Here is a 17,015-nt window from a genome sequence, read left to right on the forward strand (position 1 = left end):
CGTCAGCCACGTCAGCCACGTCAGCCACGTCAGCCACGTCAGCCACGTCAGCCACGTCAGCCACGTCAGCCACGTCAGCCACGTCAGCCACGTCAGCCACGTCAAGGATCCGGGAGCACTCGCCGGAGCGGATGCTCACCCGCGAGCATCCGCTCGCTCCGGGCCGCCGAACTGATGGCCCGCCTGTCCGCCGTCGCACGCGAACTGACGGCCGCCCCCTGCCTGACGCGGCCGAACGGCGCCGCCAGGTGACGCAGTCGGAGGAGCTGTTACGAGAGATGCGCCGCGCCCGCACACCGTGGTGGCGGACCGCGACGCATCCCTCAAGCGGCGACGCGGGGCGTCACTTCTCGCGTGAACCCGCGTACATCTCGTCGATCAGGTAGCCGTACTCACGCTCGACGACCGGCCGCTTCAGCTTCAGGCTCGGGGTCAGCTCGCCGTGCTCGATGTCGAGGTCACGCGGCAGGAGCTTGAACTTCTTGATGGTCTGCCACTTCTGGAGGCCCAGGTTGAGCTCCTTGACGTAGCCCTCGACCAGTTCGACCGTGGCGGGGGCCGCGACCACATCGGCGTACGACTTGCCCTCCAGACCGTTGTCCTTGGCCCACTCCAGGATGGACGGCTCGTCGAGAGCGATGAGCGCCGTGCAGAAGTTCCGGTCGGCGCCGTGCACCAGGATGTTCGAGACGTACGGGCAGACGGCCTTGAACTGGCCCTCGACCTCGGCGGGCGCGATGTACTTGCCGCCCGACGTCTTGATCAGGTCCTTCTTACGGTCGGTGATCTTGAGGTAGCCGTCGGGCGACAGCTCACCGATGTCGCCGGTGTGGAACCAGCCGTCGGACTCCAGGACCTCGGTCGTCTTCTCGGGCAGCCCGTGGTAGCCCTGCATGACGCCGGGGCCGCGCAGCAGGATCTCGCCGTCGTCCGCGATCCGCACCTCCGTGCCGGGCAGCGGCTTGCCGACCGTGCCGGTGCGGTACGCCTCACCGGGGTTGACGAAGGACGCGGCGGAGGTCTCCGTGAGGCCGTAGCCCTCCAGGATGTGCACGCCCGCACCGGCGAAGAAGTAGCCGATCTCGGGGGCGAGCGCGGCGGAGCCGGAGACGCAGGCGCGCAGCCGGCCGCCGAACGCCTCGCGCAGCTTGGAGTAGACGAGCGCGTCGGCGACCTTGTGCTTGGCGCCGAGCCCGAACGGCACCGAGGCCGAACCGGTCCTGCGGAAGTTGTCCTGGCTGGCCTTCGCGTAGTCGCGCGCGACCTCGGCCGCCCACTGGAAGATCTTGTACTTGGCGCCGCCGCCGGCCCGCGCCTTGGCCGCGACCCCGTTGTAGACCTTCTCGAAGATGCGCGGCACCGCGGCCATGTAGGTCGGCTGCACGACGGGCAGGTTCTCGATGATCTTGTCCACGCGGCCGTCGACGGCGGTGACGTGTCCGACCTCGATCTGCCCGGAGGTGAGGACCTTGCCGAAGACGTGCGCGAGGGGCAGCCACAGGTACTGCACGTCGTCCGGGCCGACCAGACCGGTCGAGGCGATGGCCTTCGCCATGTACGACCAGTTGTCATGCGGGAGGCGCACGCCCTTGGGCCGGCCGGTGGTGCCGGAGGTGTAGATCAGGGTCGCGAGCTGGTCCGCGGTGATCGCGCCGACCTTCTCCTTGATCAGGTGCGGGTGCTTCTCCAGGTACGCGGCGCCGCGCTTCTCCAGGTCGGCGAGCGTGAGCACCCAGCCCTCGGGGTCCGCGGCGTCCGGCTCGACCCCGGCCTCGTCGATGACGACGACATGCGCGAGATCGGGCAGGTCGGCCCGGCGCTCGCGGGCCTTGGCCAGCTGGGCCGCGTCCTCGGCGATCAGGACCTTGCTGTCCGAGTCCGCGAGGATGAACCCCGACTCCTCGGCGTTGGTCTGCGGGTACACGGTGGTCGTGGCGGCGCCCGCGCACAGGATGCCGAGGTCGGCCAGGATCCACTCGACCCGCGTGGAGGAGGCGAGCGCGACCCGCTCCTCCGGCTGGACGCCGAGCTCGATGAGGCCGGCCGCGATGGCGTAGACCCGCGTCGAGGCCTGCCCCCAGCTCAGCGACTTCCACTCCTCGGGGCCCTCACCGGAGGCCGATGGCACCGGGTAGCGGTAGGCCTCGGTATCGGGCGTGGCCGCCACGCGCTCCAGGAAGAGGGCCGCCACGGACGGCGGACGGTTCTCGATCAGGGTCTGTGTGTCGCTCACGACGTCCTCCGGGGGCCCGCGGCAGCGCGGCGAGACTGGGCGCGGCTGGCTGTTGGCGGATTTTGTTTAACTGGCGAGTAACTACCGAGCAGTGATCAGAGTAGAGCGCAGTCGCCCGGTGCGTAAGGGGCCGCAGCCTGTCACTTCTTGTCGACAGCCGCTGTACACACAGCCCCCACAAAAGACCCGCACGACAAGGCCGGGAAATCAAGAGGCCCGCCGCACTGACGTGCGACGGGCCCCCGGACTGCTGTGACGCGGCCTACTTCTTCTTCGAGCCGCTGTCGTCGCTGGAGAGCACGGCGATGAAGGCTTCCTGCGGCACCTCGACGGAGCCGACCATCTTCATGCGCTTCTTGCCCTCCTTCTGCTTCTCGAGCAGCTTGCGCTTACGGGAGATGTCACCGCCGTAGCACTTGGCGAGGACGTCCTTGCGGATGGCGCGGATCGTCTCTCGGGCAATGACCCGGGATCCGATGGCGGCCTGGATCGGCACCTCGAAGGCCTGCCGCGGGATGAGCTCGCGCAGCTTGGCGACCAGCCGCACGCCGTACGCGTACGCCGCGTCCTTGTGCGTGACCGCGGAGAAGGCGTCGACCTTGTCGCCGTGCAGCAGGATGTCGACCTTGACCAGGCTGGAGTCCTGCTCGCCGGTGGGCTCGTAGTCCAGGGACGCGTAGCCGCGCGTCTTGGACTTCAGCTGGTCGAAGAAGTCGAAGACGATCTCCGCGAGCGGCAGCGTGTAGCGGATCTCGACGCGGTCCTCGGAGAGGTAGTCCATGCCGAGCAGCGTGCCGCGGCGGGTCTGACAGAGCTCCATGATCGAGCCGATGAACTCGCTGGGGGCGAGGATCGTGGCCCGCACGACGGGCTCGAAAACCTTGTCGATCTTGCCTTCGGGGAACTCGCTCGGGTTGGTGACCGTGTGCTCGCTGCCGTCCTCCATGGCCACGCGGTAGACCACGTTGGGCGCGGTGGCGATGAGGTCGAGACCGAACTCGCGCTCCAGGCGCTCACGGATCACGTCGAGGTGGAGCAGGCCGAGGAAGCCGACGCGGAAGCCGAAGCCGAGAGCGGCCGAGGTCTCCGGCTCGTAGACGAGCGCGGCGTCGTTGAGCTGCAGCTTGTCGAGAGCCTCGCGCAGGTCCGGGTACTCCGAGCCGTCCAGCGGATAGAGGCCCGAGAAGACCATCGGCTTCGGGTCCTTGTAACCGCCGAGCGCCACGGTGGCGCCGTTGTGCAGGGAGGTGATCGTGTCACCGACCTTGGACTGACGGACGTCCTTCACGCCGGTGATGATGTAACCCACCTCACCGACGCCGATGCCGTCGGCCGAGGTCATCTCCGGCGAGGAGACGCCGATCTCCAAGAGCTCGTGGGTGGCGCCGGTGGACATCATCCGGATCCGCTCACGCTTGTTGAGCTGACCGTCGACGACTCGCACGTACGTCACGACGCCGCGGTAGGAGTCGTACACGGAGTCGAAGATCATCGCGCGGGCGGGCGCGTCGGCGACGCCGACCGGGGCCGGGATCTCGGCGACGACCTTGTCGAGCAGCGCCTCGACGCCCATGCCGGTCTTCGCGGAGACCTTCAGCACGTCCTCCGGCTCGCAGCCGATGAGGTTCGCGAGTTCCTCGGAGAACTTCTCGGGCTGGGCGGCCGGCAGGTCGATCTTGTTGAGAACCGGGATGATCTTGAGGTCGTTCTCCATCGCCAGGTAGAGGTTGGCGAGAGTCTGCGCCTCGATGCCCTGGGCCGCGTCGACGAGCAGGACCGTGCCCTCACAGGCCGCGAGGGACCGCGAGACCTCGTACGTGAAGTCCACGTGCCCCGGGGTGTCGATCATGTTGAGGATGTGGGTTTTGCCCGGGTCCTCGCTCGGGGCCCAGGGCAGTCGCACCGCCTGGGACTTGATCGTGATGCCGCGCTCGCGCTCGATGTCCATCCGGTCGAGGTACTGAGCACGCATCTGCCGCTGCTCGACCACACCGGTCAGCTGGAGCATCCGGTCGGCGAGCGTGGACTTGCCGTGGTCGATGTGCGCGATGATGCAGAAATTGCGGATCAGAGCCGGGGCAGTACGGCTCGGCTCGGGCACATTGTTAGGGGTCGCGGGCACGCAGGGTCCTGTCTCTTGAGGCGCCTGTCGCCTCGGGTCGGATCTATACGTAGGTTCCATGGTCCCACGGACGCGGGGCTGCGCCCGGTTTGGGCCGCTCGGAGCACGGCTGGTAACGTTGACAGCTGTGTCTCATGCCCTCTCGGCACGAGGCACTTCAAGAGAAATCACCGGCACGTGGGCGTGAGCTCGCGTGCCTGAACCTGAAAAGGCTCATTTCGTGGCGAACATCAAGTCCCAGATCAAGCGGATCAAGACCAACGAGAAGGCTCGTCAGCGCAACAAGGCTGTCAAGTCCTCCCTCAAGACCGCGATCCGCAAGGCCCGCGAGGCCGTTGCCGCGGGTGACACCCAGAAGGCCGAGGAGCTCACGCGCGAGGCTTCGCGCAAGCTCGACAAGGCCGTCTCCAAGGGCGTCATCCACAAGAACCAGGCCGCCAACAAGAAGTCGGCGCTTGCTTCCAAGGCTTCTTCCCTCAAGGGCTGAGTACCCACTCCCTCACGGGACGGCACTCCTTTGATGTGATCGCCGGACGGACCCGAGCGGGCCCTCTCTCTCCGCTCCCGGCCGGCACCCCGGATCTGCACGCGACTGCGTTCGCCACGCGGGTGCGGATCCATCGAGCTTGAACCTGAGACCCCGCACGGCTGTCCTTCCCCAGGATGGCTGGGCGGGGTTTTGGCGTGTTCGGGGGCTTGGGGCTTACGGGTTGCGGGTGGCCTGAGGGCGGGCCCTGCGGGGCCGGGGGCTTGTCTGTGGTGTGCGTGGGCCGAGGGCTTGTCTGTGGTGTGCGTGGGCCGGGGGCTTGTGAGTGGTGCGCGCGGGCGGGCGCCTACGAGAGGTGCGCGCGGGCCCGGGAGCTAGCGAGGGGTGCGCGCGGGCCGGCACATACGAGAGGTGCGCGCGGGAGCTTGCGAATGCCGGGTGTGGGCCTGTGTGACTCGAGCCGCGGCACTCAGCCGCGACGGGAGCGGGCGGCCCTTGCGATGGTGACCACGGCCTTCTCCAGGGCGTACTCGGGATCGTCCCCGCCACCCTTGACGCCCGCGTCGGCCTCGGCGACGGCCCGCAGCGCGACGGCCACACCGTCCGGCGTCCAGCCGCGCATCTGTTGACGCACCCGGTCGATCTTCCACGGCGGCATCCCCAGCTCGCGGGCGAGGTCAGCGGGCCGGCCGCCGCGTGCCGACGAGAGCTTGCCGATGGCGCGGACTCCCTGGGCGAGCGCGCTGGTGATCAGCACGGGCGCCACCCCGGTCGACAACGACCACCGCAGCGCCTCCAGCGCCTCCGCGGCACGGCCCTCGACGGCCCGGTCGGCGACGGTGAAGCTGGAGGCCTCCGCCCGGCCCGTGTAGTACCGGGCGACGACCGCCTCGTCGATGGTGCCCTCGACGTCCGCGCCGAGCTGCGTGACGGCGGACGCCAGCTCCCGCAAGTCACTGCCGATCGAGTCGACCAGCGCCTGGCACGCCTCCGGCGTCGCGGAACGGCCGATCGCCCGGAACTCGCTGCGCACGAACGCCAGCCGGTCCGCGGGCTTGGTCATCTTGGGGCAGGCGACCTCGCGGGCCCCGGCCTTGCGGGCCGCGTCGAGCAGCCCCTTGCCCTTGGCGCCGCCGGCGTGCAGCAGCACCAGCGTGATCTCCTCGGCGGGCGCCGCGAAGTACCCCTTCACGTCCTTGATCGTGTCGGCCGAGAGGTCCTGCGCATTGCGTACGACCACGACCTTGCGCTCGGCGAAGAGCGAGGGGCTGGTCAGCTCGGCGAGCGTGCCGGGCTGAAGCTGGTCGGATGTGAGGTCACGCACATCCGTGTCCGCGTCGGCGGCGCGAGCTGCCGCCACCACCTGCTGCACCGCGCGGTCGAGCAGCAGGTCCTCCTGCCCCACGGCGAGGGTGACAGGGGCGAGCACGTCGTCTGTTGCAGTCTTCCTGGCCATCGCGGTCAAGCATCCCACGCGGCACTGACAGCGCCCGCCGTGCCGGAGAATGGCCGGGTGACCGACGCTCGACATGTACTGGTGCTGCCCGACCGCGACGCCGCGGAGGAGGTGGCCGAGGAGCTTCCCGACCGGTTCGGCGTCACCGAGGAGCCCCAGCTCGTACGCGACGCGCTGGCCGGTGAGGACGACGCCGAGGACGCCCAGTGGCTCGTGGTGATCGAGGACCCCACCGGCCGCCTCGACCCCGCCTCACTCGACGAATTCGCCGCGGAGCACGAGGGCTGGCTCGAGGCGCCCTAGCCGCGGCGGCATCGGGGCGGCGGCTCGGGTAGGCCGCATCAGGGCGGCGGTTGAGGGCGGACCTTCGAGGGCTGACCGTTGAGGGCTGACCAGTGAGAGCTGACCGTCGAGGATGCCGCGGGGCGTCAGCCCTTCGGGACGATCTGGATGTCGAGTTCGATCTTCACGCTGGAGCCGACCGCCGCGATCCCGCGGGCCAGCATCGTCTGCCAGTTGACCGTGAAGTCGTCGCGGTGCAGCTCCGTGGTGGCGCGGCAGGCGGCGCGGGTCTCGCCCTCCATGCCGTTGCCCAGGCCCAGATACTCCGCGTCGAGCGTGACCGTGCGGGTCACACCGTGCAGCGAGAGCGCGCCGGGGATCGCCCAACGGCTGCCGCCCTTGTGCACGAACCGTTCGCTGTAGAACTCGAGCGTCGGGAACCGGTCCACGTCGAGAAAGTCGGCCGACCTGAGGTGGTCGTCGCGCATCTTCACGTTCGTGTCGATGGACGACGCATCGATGACCACATGCATCGCGGACCGCTCGACCCGCTCGGCGATGCGCAGCGCGCCCGCGAACGTGTTGAACCGGCCGTGGATCCGCGCCAGCCCGATGTGCCGCGCCGTGAACCCGACCGACGAGTGCATCGCCTCGATCTCCCACTCCCCGACGTCGGGCAGGGCCGGCGGCTGGGCGACCTGGAGCATGACGTCGCCGAGTGAGGAGTGCGCGCTCTCGGCGACCGAAGCGTTTCCCCGGTACGGCGTGTAGCCCTCCGCCGTGACCGCGAGCCGGTAGTCACCGGCGGGCACGGCCGCGACGAACGAGCCGAACGGGTCGGCCCCACCGCTCACGACCGTGCGCCCCATGACGTCGCTCACCGCGAACTCGGCGCCGCGCACCGGCTCGTTGACGGGATCGAGCACCCGGCAGCTGACGAATCCCGCACCGGGCGGCACGCTCAACCCCGCGAGGGGACTTGTTCGTTGAGCCCGGTTCGTACGGTTTCCCAGCCAGCGGCCGACCATGTGCGAGACACCCCAGTGAAGCTTGACACCACCATCAACGAAGATGCATTCGACCATCGTTGTGGCATTCGGGGCAACACAGGCCCACATCGCGGGAATGCCAGAGACTGTTACCGCCTGTATAGAGATGCCTGAATTAGTCATTCCGCTTACCGTTTCGCCAGCTCGGGGGCATTTCTACCGGCCGGTAATGACATGGGAGCCGCAGGGGCACGGCCGCCATGGGAACAGCGGGGGCACGGCTGCCACGGGAGCCGCAGAGGCGCGGCACCTGCCATCACCCACCCGTCACCACACCGAGCCCCGCCCCCTCCCCCGGCGCCTCCCCGGAACGGACCGAGCCGGATCTGTCCTGCCCCGATCCGGTGACCGCCAACGCCCCGTCCCGGTCCGTCCGGAGGACCGCCGCTCCACCGGCCCGCAACTCCGCGACCGTGCGCGCCGACGGATGCCCGTACGGGTTGTCCTCGCCACACGAAATCAGGGCAAGACGGGGCGCGACCCGCCGCAGAAGTACCGGATCCTGGTAGGCCGAGCCGTGGTGGGCGACCTTGAGAACGTCCACGGGTGGCAGGGACGCCGCCACGGGAGCTCTCAACAGGGCGCGCTGCGCCGGTGGTTCGAGGTCACCCAGGAGCAGCAGGGTGAGGCCCGCAGTGCGGACCAGCAGAGTGACGCTCGCGTCGTTCGGGCCGTCCGGGTCGGGAGCGGGTCGCGGCTGCGGCCACAGCACCTGCCATGCGAGCCGGCCCGTCCGCCGCTCCTCCCCCGCGACGGCCCGGCTCATCGTGATGTGCCGAGCGTCCGCCAGCCCTCGGACGAAACGCACCTGCTCCGGCGGCTCGGCGAACCCTGTCGTCTCGATCGCCCCCACCTCGCGCCCCCGCAGCACCCCGGGCAGACCCGCGACATGGTCCGCGTGAAAGTGGGTCAGCAGGACGAGCGGGACCCTGGTGATCCCGAGCGAGCGCAGACAGCGGTCGACCAGCACCGGATCCGGCCCCGCGTCGACCACCACCCCGGCCCCGGCGCCCGCCGCGAGCACCAGCGCGTCCCCCTGCCCCACATCGCACATCACCATCCGCCATCCCGGCGGGGGCCACCCCGTGATCACCCGGGTCAGGGGCCTCGGCTGCACGACCACGAGGATCAGGAGCAGCACACACATCCCTATGGCCCACGGGGACTTGAGTACCCGGCGGCCCACGAGGACCACGCCCAGAGTGACCACGGCCAGCAGCAGTCCACCGCTCGGGCCACCGGGCCAGTCCACGCCTCCGCCGGGCAGTGCGGCCCCCGCGCGGGCGATGTCCGCGATCCATCCGGCGGGCCAGCTCGCGCACCAGGCGAAGACTTTCGCGACCGGTATCGCCAGCGGCGCGGCGGCCAGGGCGGCGAACCCCAGCACCGTCGCGGGCGCGACGGCGAACTCCGCGAGCAGATTGCACGGCACCGCCACCAGGCTCACCCGGGACGCGATGACCACGACCACCGGCGCACACACGGCCTGCGCCGCCCCGGCCGCCGCGAGCGCCTCCGCCAGGCGCGGCGGGCATCTCCGCCGCCGCAGTGCCGCACTCCAGCGCGGGGCGAGGGTCAGCAGCGCGCCGGTGGCCAGGACGGACAGCAGGAACCCGTAACTCCGGGCCAGCCAGGGGTCGTACAGCACCAGCAGCAGTACGACCGTGGCCAGTGCCGGGATCAGGGACCTGCGTCGCCCGGTGCCGATGGCGAGCAGTGCGACGAGCCCGCAGGCCGCCGCCCTGAGGACACTCGGCTCCGGCCTGCACACGATCACGAAGCCGAGCGTGAGCGCGCCGCCGAGCAGAGCGGTCGCCCGCAACGGGATCCCGAGCCTCGCAGCGAGCCCACGGCGCTCCGCCCGGTGCGCCGTGCCGGGCGGACCGATCAGCAGAGCGAGCAGGATCGTGAAGTTCGCCCCGCTGACCGCCGTCAGGTGCAAGAGGTCAGTGGCCTCGAACGCCTCGTGCAGCTCGGGCGGGACACGAGACGTGTCCCCGACCACGAGCCCGGGGAGCAACGCGCGGGCATCCGCCGGCAGCCCCTCGGTCGCTTCCCGCAGCCCGCCCCTCAGCTTCCCCGCGAACCGCTGAGCCGTGGAGGGTGCGCCGACGGTCCGAGGGCTCTCGTCGCGTCCGACGCGGAGCAGGGCAGCGACCCGGCCGCCGCCGGCCGACGCGGGCGCCAGCCCTCCGTGCACGACCAGCCGCGTGCCGGGCAGGAGCGACAGCCACGGCGTCCTCCCCGGCGCGGCGCGGTCCACGTCGACGAGGACCAGGACCGGCGTACGCACCCGCGTCCCGACGCCCGAGTGCCTGCCCCGCCCCGCGTCGCCGACTCTCAGCACATCGGCGGCGATGACGACGGACGAGGGAGCCGCGTGGTCCCCCTTCACGCGGGGGCGTGTCAACCGCGGGTCGGCCGTCACTTCCAACTCGACCGTTACCCGGGCGAATTGCCGGGCAAGTCCGGGAACGGGACCGCGCGTCAGATCCGCACCGTGCAGCGTGGCCGAGGCCCCGGACGCGGCGACGCAGAGCAGCACGGCGGCCACGGACATACGAGGCAGGAGCGAGAACACTCTGCGGGGAGGGCGGGGTGGTGGTGGCCGCAATTCCGGGGGCGGGGGCTGTAGTGGCGGACGCGGTGGCTCCGTGCTCCCCTGCCGTCCCCGTGTCGCCCCTCCCAGTAACAACGCTCCCGCCACCGCCACGCAGGCCAGTGCGAGGGCCGTCACCCAGGCCGCCGGAGCGTCCAGTGTCACCGCTGCCGTGGCCCATGCCGCGAGCGCCGGAGGGACGAGACGGAGATCCGCCGGGCCTTCCTGCCTGGGGTTGGCGTCATCCGAAGTGAGGTCCACGGGCGGTGCGACTCCCGTGCTGTTCATGGCCGTACGAGGTTCTGGAGGTCGGAGAATCGACGGTCGCCGATGCCGTTGACCTCGCGCAGTTCATCGACGGATCGGAAACCTCCGTGCTCGGTGCGGTAGTCGATGATGTGCTGGGCCAGCACGGGTCCGACGCCCGGTAGCGTGTCGAGCTGCTCCGCGGAGGCGGTGTTGAGGCCGATGGGCCCCGCCGCCGCAGCTCCGGTTCCGGCACCCGTCCCGGCAGAACTCGCCGAACCCACGGAGCCGCCCGAGCCGGTCCCTCCGAGTGCCGCCGGTGCGCCCACGACCACTTGCTCACCGTCCGCCAGCAGTCGCGCCCGGTTGATGCCCGTGGGGTCCACTCCCGGACGGATCCCTCCGGCGGCGCGCAACGCGTCGGCGACCCTGGATCCGGCCGGCAGCCGATGGATCCCGGGGCTGCGCACCTTCCCGCTGACGTCCACGACGATCGCCGCCGCAGCCTCCCCGGCAGGCCCAGCCGTCCCGCCCGCAGCCGACGCCCCGGCGGGGGCAGGTGCCGGCCCGGTGTCCGGCTCCTGACCGGCCCCGATCTGACCCGCCGCCCCCTCGGGCGCCGCCGATCGCACCACCTCGGGCGCGCTCACCGGCTGAGCCCGGCCGGTCCAGAAGTGGTGCACGGCGAAGCCCGCCGCCGCGACCAGGACCACGACCAGAGCGATCACGCTCCGCCGCTCCAGCCCGCACCGCGTCTGCATCCACAGCGGCAGCCGCTCCCGCGCGGCAAGCCCCGCCCGCTCCCGCCACGAGGGCGTGTCGCTCTGGGCCTCGCCCTCCGGTTCGTCCCGCTCCTCCGTGTACTCCCCCGGCGCCGCACCCACCACCTGGACCCCGCAGTCGCCGGAATCAGCATCGGCATCCGCCCGAGCCCACCGAGGAGGACGTGAGGACACCGCCCCGGCCCACCGTGGAAGAGGCGGCCGCACCCACTCGGGCGGATCCGGCGAACTCGGCCCACCCGGTGAACCGGGCAAAAGGCTCGGCGCGCCGGACCAGCCCGGCGGCCCATCCCGCCCCTCCGCGAACAACGCCTGTGCCCGCAGCCTCAATGCCTCGGCCGACGCCTGCCGATAGCGCCGCCGCACACGCCTACGCCGCTGCCACGTCCCCGACGCTCCTCCCGGCGCCACATCCCGGGCAGCTGCCTCAAGCGTCTCCGAACGTACTGCTGTCTCTGAAAGTGCTGATCCAAGTGCCATGCCACGAACGCTAGGCACTCCGCCGAATCCGCGGTGATCTTGCTCAATTCCCGGGGACAACCCGCCAGTTGTGGATAACTCCGTCACCCACAAGAACCCCCAGACTCAGAGCACCGCACCGCGAAGCACCTCATCGAGGCGAAACAATCGCCCCCAGCAAACCCGGCCCCGTGTGCGCCCCGATCACCGCGCCGACCTCGCTGACATGCAGGTCCAAGAGCCCCGGCACCCGCTCCCGCAGCTTGTCCGCGAACGTCGCCGCCCTGTCCGGCGCGGCGAGATGGTGCACCGCGATGTCGACCTCGCTCGTGCCCGCGCGCTCGGCGACGATCTCCTGGAGACGGGCGATCGCCTTCGACGACGTACGCACCTTCTCGAGCAGCTCGATACGGCCACCTTCGAGCTGCAACAGCGGTTTTACGGCGAGCGCCGAGCCGAGGAGGGCCTGGGCGGCGCCGATACGGCCACCGCGGCGGAGGTAGTCGAGGGTGTCCACGTAGAAGAAGGCGGACGTGGCGGCGGCCCGCTTCTCCGCCGCGCTCACGGCCTCGTCGACCGTGCCGCCGCCGTCGGCCACCTCGGCGGCGGTGAGCGCGCAGAAACCGAGGGCCATCGCGACCATGCCGGTGTCCACGACTCTGACCGGCACCGGCGCCTCACGCGCGGCGAGTACCGCGGCGTCGTAGGTGCCGGAGAGTTCGGACGACAGATGGAGCGAGACGACGCTGGTCGCACCCTCTTCGGCCAGCTTGCGATAAGTGGCGGCGAAGATCTCGGGACTGGGCCGGGACGTGGTCACCGGCCGGCGCTTCTGCAGGGCTTCGGCGAGTGAGCGGGTGGAGATCTCGGCGCCCTCTTCGAGGGCCCGGTCGCCAAGGACCACGGTCAGGGGGACCGCGATGATGCCGTGGCGCTCCATCGTCCGCTGCGGCAGGTAGGCCGTTGAATCCGTGACGATCGCGACATGGCGGGACATGAGCTGGAGATTACCTGCCCGGGCCGGTGGACGGCAGCCCGGCCCCGGTGGCCCGGTCACACGTCAAGTCGTGCTCTCCGGACGGGCTTTCTTCTGCCAAGGATAGGACGGGCGCGGGTCGGTGGGCGAGAGCGCGGGCCGGTCGGACGCCTCGGGCTGTCCGCCCTGCGGAGTCCCTGGCCAGGTCTGATGTGCGGCAGGGCGCTCCGGGGCCGCTGCCTCGGGCCACGAGGACGGCGTCTGCGCGGGCTCGGACGACGGTTCGGTCGTCCAGTGCCGCAGGGCTCCCGCCTCGATGTCGATCTGGGCGCTCAGCGAATCGAGGTCATCATCGGCGATCCGGTGGGCACGGTCCATGGCCGCCCGGCGCAGGGAGTCGGCCGACGCGGTGATCTGCTCCGTCCGCTTGCGCAGGCTGGGCAGGAGCTCGGCGAGATGCGCCTTGTCCGGCTCGGTCTCCAGACGCTTGAGGTCGTCGTCCAGCTCGTGCCCGTGCACGCTGAGCCGGCCGAAGAGGTCCAGCGACTCCTTGAGCGAGGCGTCCTCGGCCACGCGCGCGTGGAGCGCCTCCTGCGTGGACCTCATCGACGTGCGCAGCTTGAGCCGCAATTGCGCGAGCTCCCCGGCCGCGCCCGGCTGCACGAAGGTACGTGCCTTGAGCGTCGTGTCCTCGACGGACCGGCGGGCCTGCGCGACCGTGCGGTCCACTCCCCGCTTGGCGGCGCCGACGACCTTCACCGTCACGTACCCGCCCAGGGCCAGGAACAGTACGAACATGAGCGCCACGATTGCGATCACGGCCTCTCCCATGACGCTCCTCCCGACAAGGTCGACGGTCCGTCCGCCTCTTCCACGGTAAACGGAAAAGGCAGGCTGGAGGTTCCAGCGGAACCCCCAACCTGCCCGTAGGGAACAACCCTGATCGTCCGGCTGGACGCAGCGGCTGTCGCTCACGCAGGAACGATGTTCACCAGCTTCGGCGCCCGCACGATGACCTTGCGGATACCGGCGCCGTCCAGCGCGGCGACGACCCGCTCGTCGGCCAGGGCCACCTTCTCCAGCTCCTCGTCGGAGATCGACGGGGAGACCTCCAGACGCGCCTTGACCTTGCCCTTGATCTGCACGACGCAGGTCACGGACTCGTCCACGACGTACGCGGGGTCGGCGACGGGGAAGTCCTGGTGGACGACGGAGTCGGTGTGGCCCAGCTTGCTCCACAGCTCCTCGGCGATGTGCGGGGCCAGCGGCGCGACCAGCAGCACCAGGCGCTCGGCCACGCTGCGCGACAGCGGGCCGCCGACCTTGGTCAGGTGGTTGTTCAGCTCGGTGACCTTGGCGATGGCGGTGTTGAACCGCATGCCCTCCAGGTCCTGGCGGACCCCGTCGATCGCCTTGTGCAGGGCGCGCAGCGTGGTCCCGTCGATGGCGGAGTCCTCGGTGTCGACGACCGTGACCTCGCCGCTCGCCTCGTCGACGATGTTGCGCCACAGGCGCTGCAGCAGACGGAACTGGCCCACCACCGCGCGCGTGTCCCACGGCCGCGACACGTCCAGGGGGCCCATCGCCATCTCGTACAGACGCAGGGTGTCCGCGCCGTACTCGGCGCAGATCTCGTCCGGCGTGACGGCGTTCTTCAGGGACTTGCCCATCTTGCCCAGCAGGCGGGAGACCTTCTCGCCCTCGAAGTAGTACGCGCCGTCGCGCTCCTCGACCTCGGCGGCGGGCACCGCGATGCCGCGGCTGTCGCGGTACACGTAGGCCTGGATCATGCCCTGGTTGTACAGCTTGTGGAACGGCTCGGCCGACGAGATGTGGCCCAGGTCGAACAGCATCTTCGACCAGAAGCGGGCGTACAGCAGGTGCAGCACGGCGTGTTCGGCGCCGCCCACGTACAGGTCGACGCCACCGGTCGGCTGTCCCTCGCGGGGGCCCATCCAGTACTGCTCGATGGCCGGGTCGACCAGCTTCTCGCTGTTGTGCGGGTCCAGGTAGCGCAGCTCGTACCAGCACGAACCCGCCCAGTTGGGCATGGTGTTGGTCTCGCGGCGGTACTTCTTGGGGCCGTCGCCCAGGTCCAGCGTGACGTGGACCCAGTCGTCGTTGCGGGACAGCGGGGTCTCGGGCTGGGTGTCGGCGTCGTCCGCGTCGAACGTGCGGGGGCTGTAGTCGTCGACCTCCGGCAGCTCCAGCGGCAGCATCGACTCGGGCAGCGAGTGCGCGACGCCGTCCTCGTCGTAGACGATCGGGAAGGGCTCGCCCCAGTAGCGCTGGCGGCTGAACAGCCAGTCGCGCAGACGGAAGTTGACGGTGCCGCGGCCGATGCCGGTGCGCTCCAGCCACTCCGTCATGCGCGCCTTGGCGTCGGTGACGCCCATGCCGTCCACGGAGATCTGGTCGCTCGCGGAGTTGACCAGCCGCGCGTCGTAGGAGGCGAACGCGTCGTCCCACGTGGCGGTGTCGGTGCCGCGGTCGTCCGAGGGCTCCACGACGCAGCGCATCGGCAGCTCGAAGGCGCGCGCGAACGCGAAGTCGCGGGTGTCGTGCGCGGGGACGGCCATGATCGCGCCGGTGCCGTAGCCCATCAGGACGTAGTCGGCGATGAAGACGGGGACCTGCTCGCCGCTGACCGGGTTGGCCGCGTACGCGCCGGTGAAGACGCCGGTCTTGTCCTTGGCCTCGGCCTGGCGCTCGACGTCGGACTTCGAGGCGGCCTGCTTGCGGTAGGCGGCGACGGCTTCGGCGGGGGTCGCGTGACCGCCCGTCCAGACGTCGTGCGTGCCCTCGGGCCATGCGGCCGGGACGATCCGGTCCACCAGGTCGTGCTCGGGCGCCAGGACCATGTACGTGGCGCCGAACAGGGTGTCCTGACGGGTGGTGAAGACGGTGATGGCCTCGTCGCCGACGGGGAAGTCGACGCGGGCGCCCTCGGAGCGGCCGATCCAGTTCCGCTGCTGCAGCTTGATCGCCTCGGGCCAGTCCAGGGCGTCCAGATCGTCCAGCAGGCGGTCCGCGTAGGCGGTGATGCGCATGTTCCACTGGCGCAGCTTGGCCTTGAAGACGGGGAAGTTGCCGCGCTCGGAGCGGCCGTCGGCGGTGACCTCCTCGTTGGCCAGGACGGTGCCCAGGCCGGGGCACCAGTTGACGGGCGCCTCAGACGCGTACGCCAGCCGGTACTCACTCAGTACGTCGGCCCGCTCGGCCGCGTTCAGCTCGTGCCACGCGCGCGTGGAGTCCGGTACGGCGCGCTCACCGCTCTCGAACTGCGCGATCAGCTGGTCGATCGGCCGGGCCGTCTTCGCCTCGTCGTCGTACCAGGAGTTGAAGATCTGGACGAAGATCCACTGGGTCCACTTGTAGTACTCGGGGTCGATCGTGGCGAACGACCGGCGCTTGTCGTGGCCCAGGCCCAGCCGACGCAGCTGGGACTTCATGTTGACCATGTTGGCTTCGGTGGACGTGCGCGGGTGGGTGCCCGTCTGCACGGCGTACTGCTCGGCGGGCAGGCCGAAGGCGTCGAAGCCCAGGGTGTGCAGGACGTTGTGCCCGTTCATGCGCTGGAAGCGCGCGAAGACGTCCGTGGCGATGTAGCCCAGCGGGTGGCCGACGTGCAGGCCCGCGCCCGAGGGGTACGGGAACATGTCCATGACGAACTTCTTGGGCCGGGCGGCCATGGCCCGGTCCGCCTCGGTGTCCCCCGCCAGGTCACCGCTCGGGTTCGGCGCCTCGTACGTGCCGTCGGCGTCCCAGAAGTCCTGCCAGCGTGCCTCGATGTCGGCGGCCATCGCCGCCGTGTAGCGGTGCGGCGCGGCCACCTCGGAAGCGGCAGCGGAATTCGTCTCGCTCATGATCCTCAAAGCTCCATCGATCGTCTCTGCTTACGGAACTGACCGCGCTGGCCAAACAAAAATGCCCCTCGCACAGGAGGGGGCGCCGCGCCGATTCCGATCCGCGATTCGTCAGCGGTCGGGACTGATCAGCGCGGCTCGCTAAGCAGAAGGCGTACGGCACGCATGGCGTCAGGGTACCGCAGGGCCCGCACGGGCCGCGACGGGCTTCCCGGGGAGCCCGTCGCGGGGCTGCGGGCGGACCACGGGGGGCCTTCGAAAGGTGCATGGGCCAAGGGTTACCCCGCGTACCGACCCCTATCGGGGCAACACAAAGTCCACACCTCCGATAGATAACAACGAGATAACTCAAACCCCGTACTGGCTGGTATGGGTCGACCTAGAGTGCGGCAGCGGGACCACTTTGCCGAACCATTCGGAGTCGCCCCCATGAACCCTCCACTGAACTCCCCGTTGAA

At 70.3% G+C, this 17,015-nt stretch carries 11 protein-coding genes; 2 read left to right on the forward strand and 9 right to left on the reverse strand.

Annotated features, from left to right (window positions below):
* Positions 1-343: 343 nt before the first annotated feature.
* Complete coding sequence (locus ACZ67T_RS29780; RefSeq protein ID WP_469988088.1) at positions 344-2,233, reverse strand: AMP-dependent synthetase/ligase; 1,890 nt, start codon at positions 2,231-2,233, stop codon at positions 344-346.
* 262 nt (positions 2,234-2,495) lie between these two features.
* The gene (gene lepA, locus ACZ67T_RS29785; RefSeq protein WP_469988089.1) at positions 2,496-4,355 is read right to left on the reverse strand and encodes a translation elongation factor 4; all 1,860 of its coding nucleotides are present in this window, start codon (positions 4,353-4,355) and stop codon (positions 2,496-2,498) included.
* Positions 4,356-4,575: 220 nt separating this feature from the next.
* Here lepA and rpsT point away from each other — a divergent pair, with 220 nt between their 5' ends.
* Positions 4,576-4,842: a 30S ribosomal protein S20 gene (gene rpsT, locus ACZ67T_RS29790; RefSeq protein ID WP_100594244.1), complete on the forward strand. Its 267-nt coding sequence runs from the start codon at positions 4,576-4,578 to the stop codon at positions 4,840-4,842.
* Positions 4,843-5,311: 469 nt separating this feature from the next.
* Here the strand turns inward: rpsT and holA are convergent, their stop codons facing one another.
* Positions 5,312-6,298 (reverse strand): DNA polymerase III subunit delta, encoded by a 987-nt coding sequence (holA, locus tag ACZ67T_RS29795; RefSeq protein ID WP_116513029.1) that lies wholly within the window; start codon positions 6,296-6,298, stop codon positions 5,312-5,314.
* 57 nt (positions 6,299-6,355) lie between these two features.
* Between holA and ACZ67T_RS29800 the strand changes: the two genes are divergently transcribed.
* Positions 6,356-6,601 carry a hypothetical protein gene (locus ACZ67T_RS29800; protein ID WP_100594242.1) on the forward strand — a complete coding sequence of 82 codons (246 nt, stop codon included), beginning with the start codon at positions 6,356-6,358 and terminating at the stop codon, positions 6,599-6,601.
* A 125-nt stretch (positions 6,602-6,726) separates the two neighbouring features.
* On the opposite strand, the gene ACZ67T_RS29805 is transcribed toward ACZ67T_RS29800, so the two are convergent.
* The 6 genes from ACZ67T_RS29805 to leuS form a co-directional block, all read right to left on the reverse strand.
* Positions 6,727-7,608 (reverse strand): YceI family protein, encoded by an 882-nt coding sequence (locus ACZ67T_RS29805; RefSeq protein WP_469988090.1) that lies wholly within the window; start codon positions 7,606-7,608, stop codon positions 6,727-6,729.
* A gap of 277 nt (positions 7,609-7,885) precedes the next feature.
* Complete coding sequence (locus ACZ67T_RS29810) at positions 7,886-10,516, reverse strand: ComEC/Rec2 family competence protein (RefSeq protein ID WP_469988091.1); 2,631 nt, start codon at positions 10,514-10,516, stop codon at positions 7,886-7,888.
* On the reverse strand, positions 10,513-11,358 hold the full coding sequence (locus ACZ67T_RS29815; protein WP_469988092.1) for a ComEA family DNA-binding protein: 846 nt from the start codon (positions 11,356-11,358) through the stop codon (positions 10,513-10,515). The genes ACZ67T_RS29810 and ACZ67T_RS29815 overlap by 4 nt, the downstream gene beginning before the upstream one ends.
* 508 nt (positions 11,359-11,866) lie before the next feature.
* Positions 11,867-12,712, reverse strand: a complete 846-nt coding sequence (locus ACZ67T_RS29820; protein ID WP_469988093.1) for a DegV family protein — start codon at positions 12,710-12,712, stop codon at positions 11,867-11,869.
* Between the two features lie 63 nt (positions 12,713-12,775).
* The gene (locus tag ACZ67T_RS29825) at positions 12,776-13,522 is read right to left on the reverse strand and encodes a hypothetical protein (RefSeq protein ID WP_469988094.1); all 747 of its coding nucleotides are present in this window, start codon (positions 13,520-13,522) and stop codon (positions 12,776-12,778) included.
* A gap of 140 nt (positions 13,523-13,662) precedes the next feature.
* Positions 13,663-16,557: a leucine--tRNA ligase gene (gene leuS, locus ACZ67T_RS29830; RefSeq protein ID WP_469988095.1), complete on the reverse strand. Its 2,895-nt coding sequence runs from the start codon at positions 16,555-16,557 to the stop codon at positions 13,663-13,665.
* Between the last annotated feature and the right edge of the window lie 458 nt (positions 16,558-17,015).

The organism is Streptomyces sp. NPDC107517, from assembly GCF_055582645.1.

What these genes read in the sequence shown, in the direction of transcription:
- ACZ67T_RS29820 (WP_469988093.1), bottom strand. Translation starts at nt 12,712, where the DNA reads ATGTCCCGCCATGTCGCGATCGTCACGGATTCAACGGCCTACCTGCCG.
- ACZ67T_RS29810 (WP_469988091.1), bottom strand. Translation starts at nt 10,516, where the DNA reads ATGAACAGCACGGGAGTCGCACCGCCCGTGGACCTCACTTCGGATGAC.
- ACZ67T_RS29805 (WP_469988090.1), bottom strand. Translation starts at nt 7,608, where the DNA reads ATGGTCGGCCGCTGGCTGGGAAACCGTACGAACCGGGCTCAACGAACA.
- leuS (WP_469988095.1), bottom strand. Translation starts at nt 16,557, where the DNA reads ATGAGCGAGACGAATTCCGCTGCCGCTTCCGAGGTGGCCGCGCCGCAC.
- ACZ67T_RS29825 (WP_469988094.1), bottom strand. Translation starts at nt 13,522, where the DNA reads ATGGGAGAGGCCGTGATCGCAATCGTGGCGCTCATGTTCGTACTGTTC.
- holA (WP_116513029.1), bottom strand. Translation starts at nt 6,298, where the DNA reads ATGGCCAGGAAGACTGCAACAGACGACGTGCTCGCCCCTGTCACCCTC.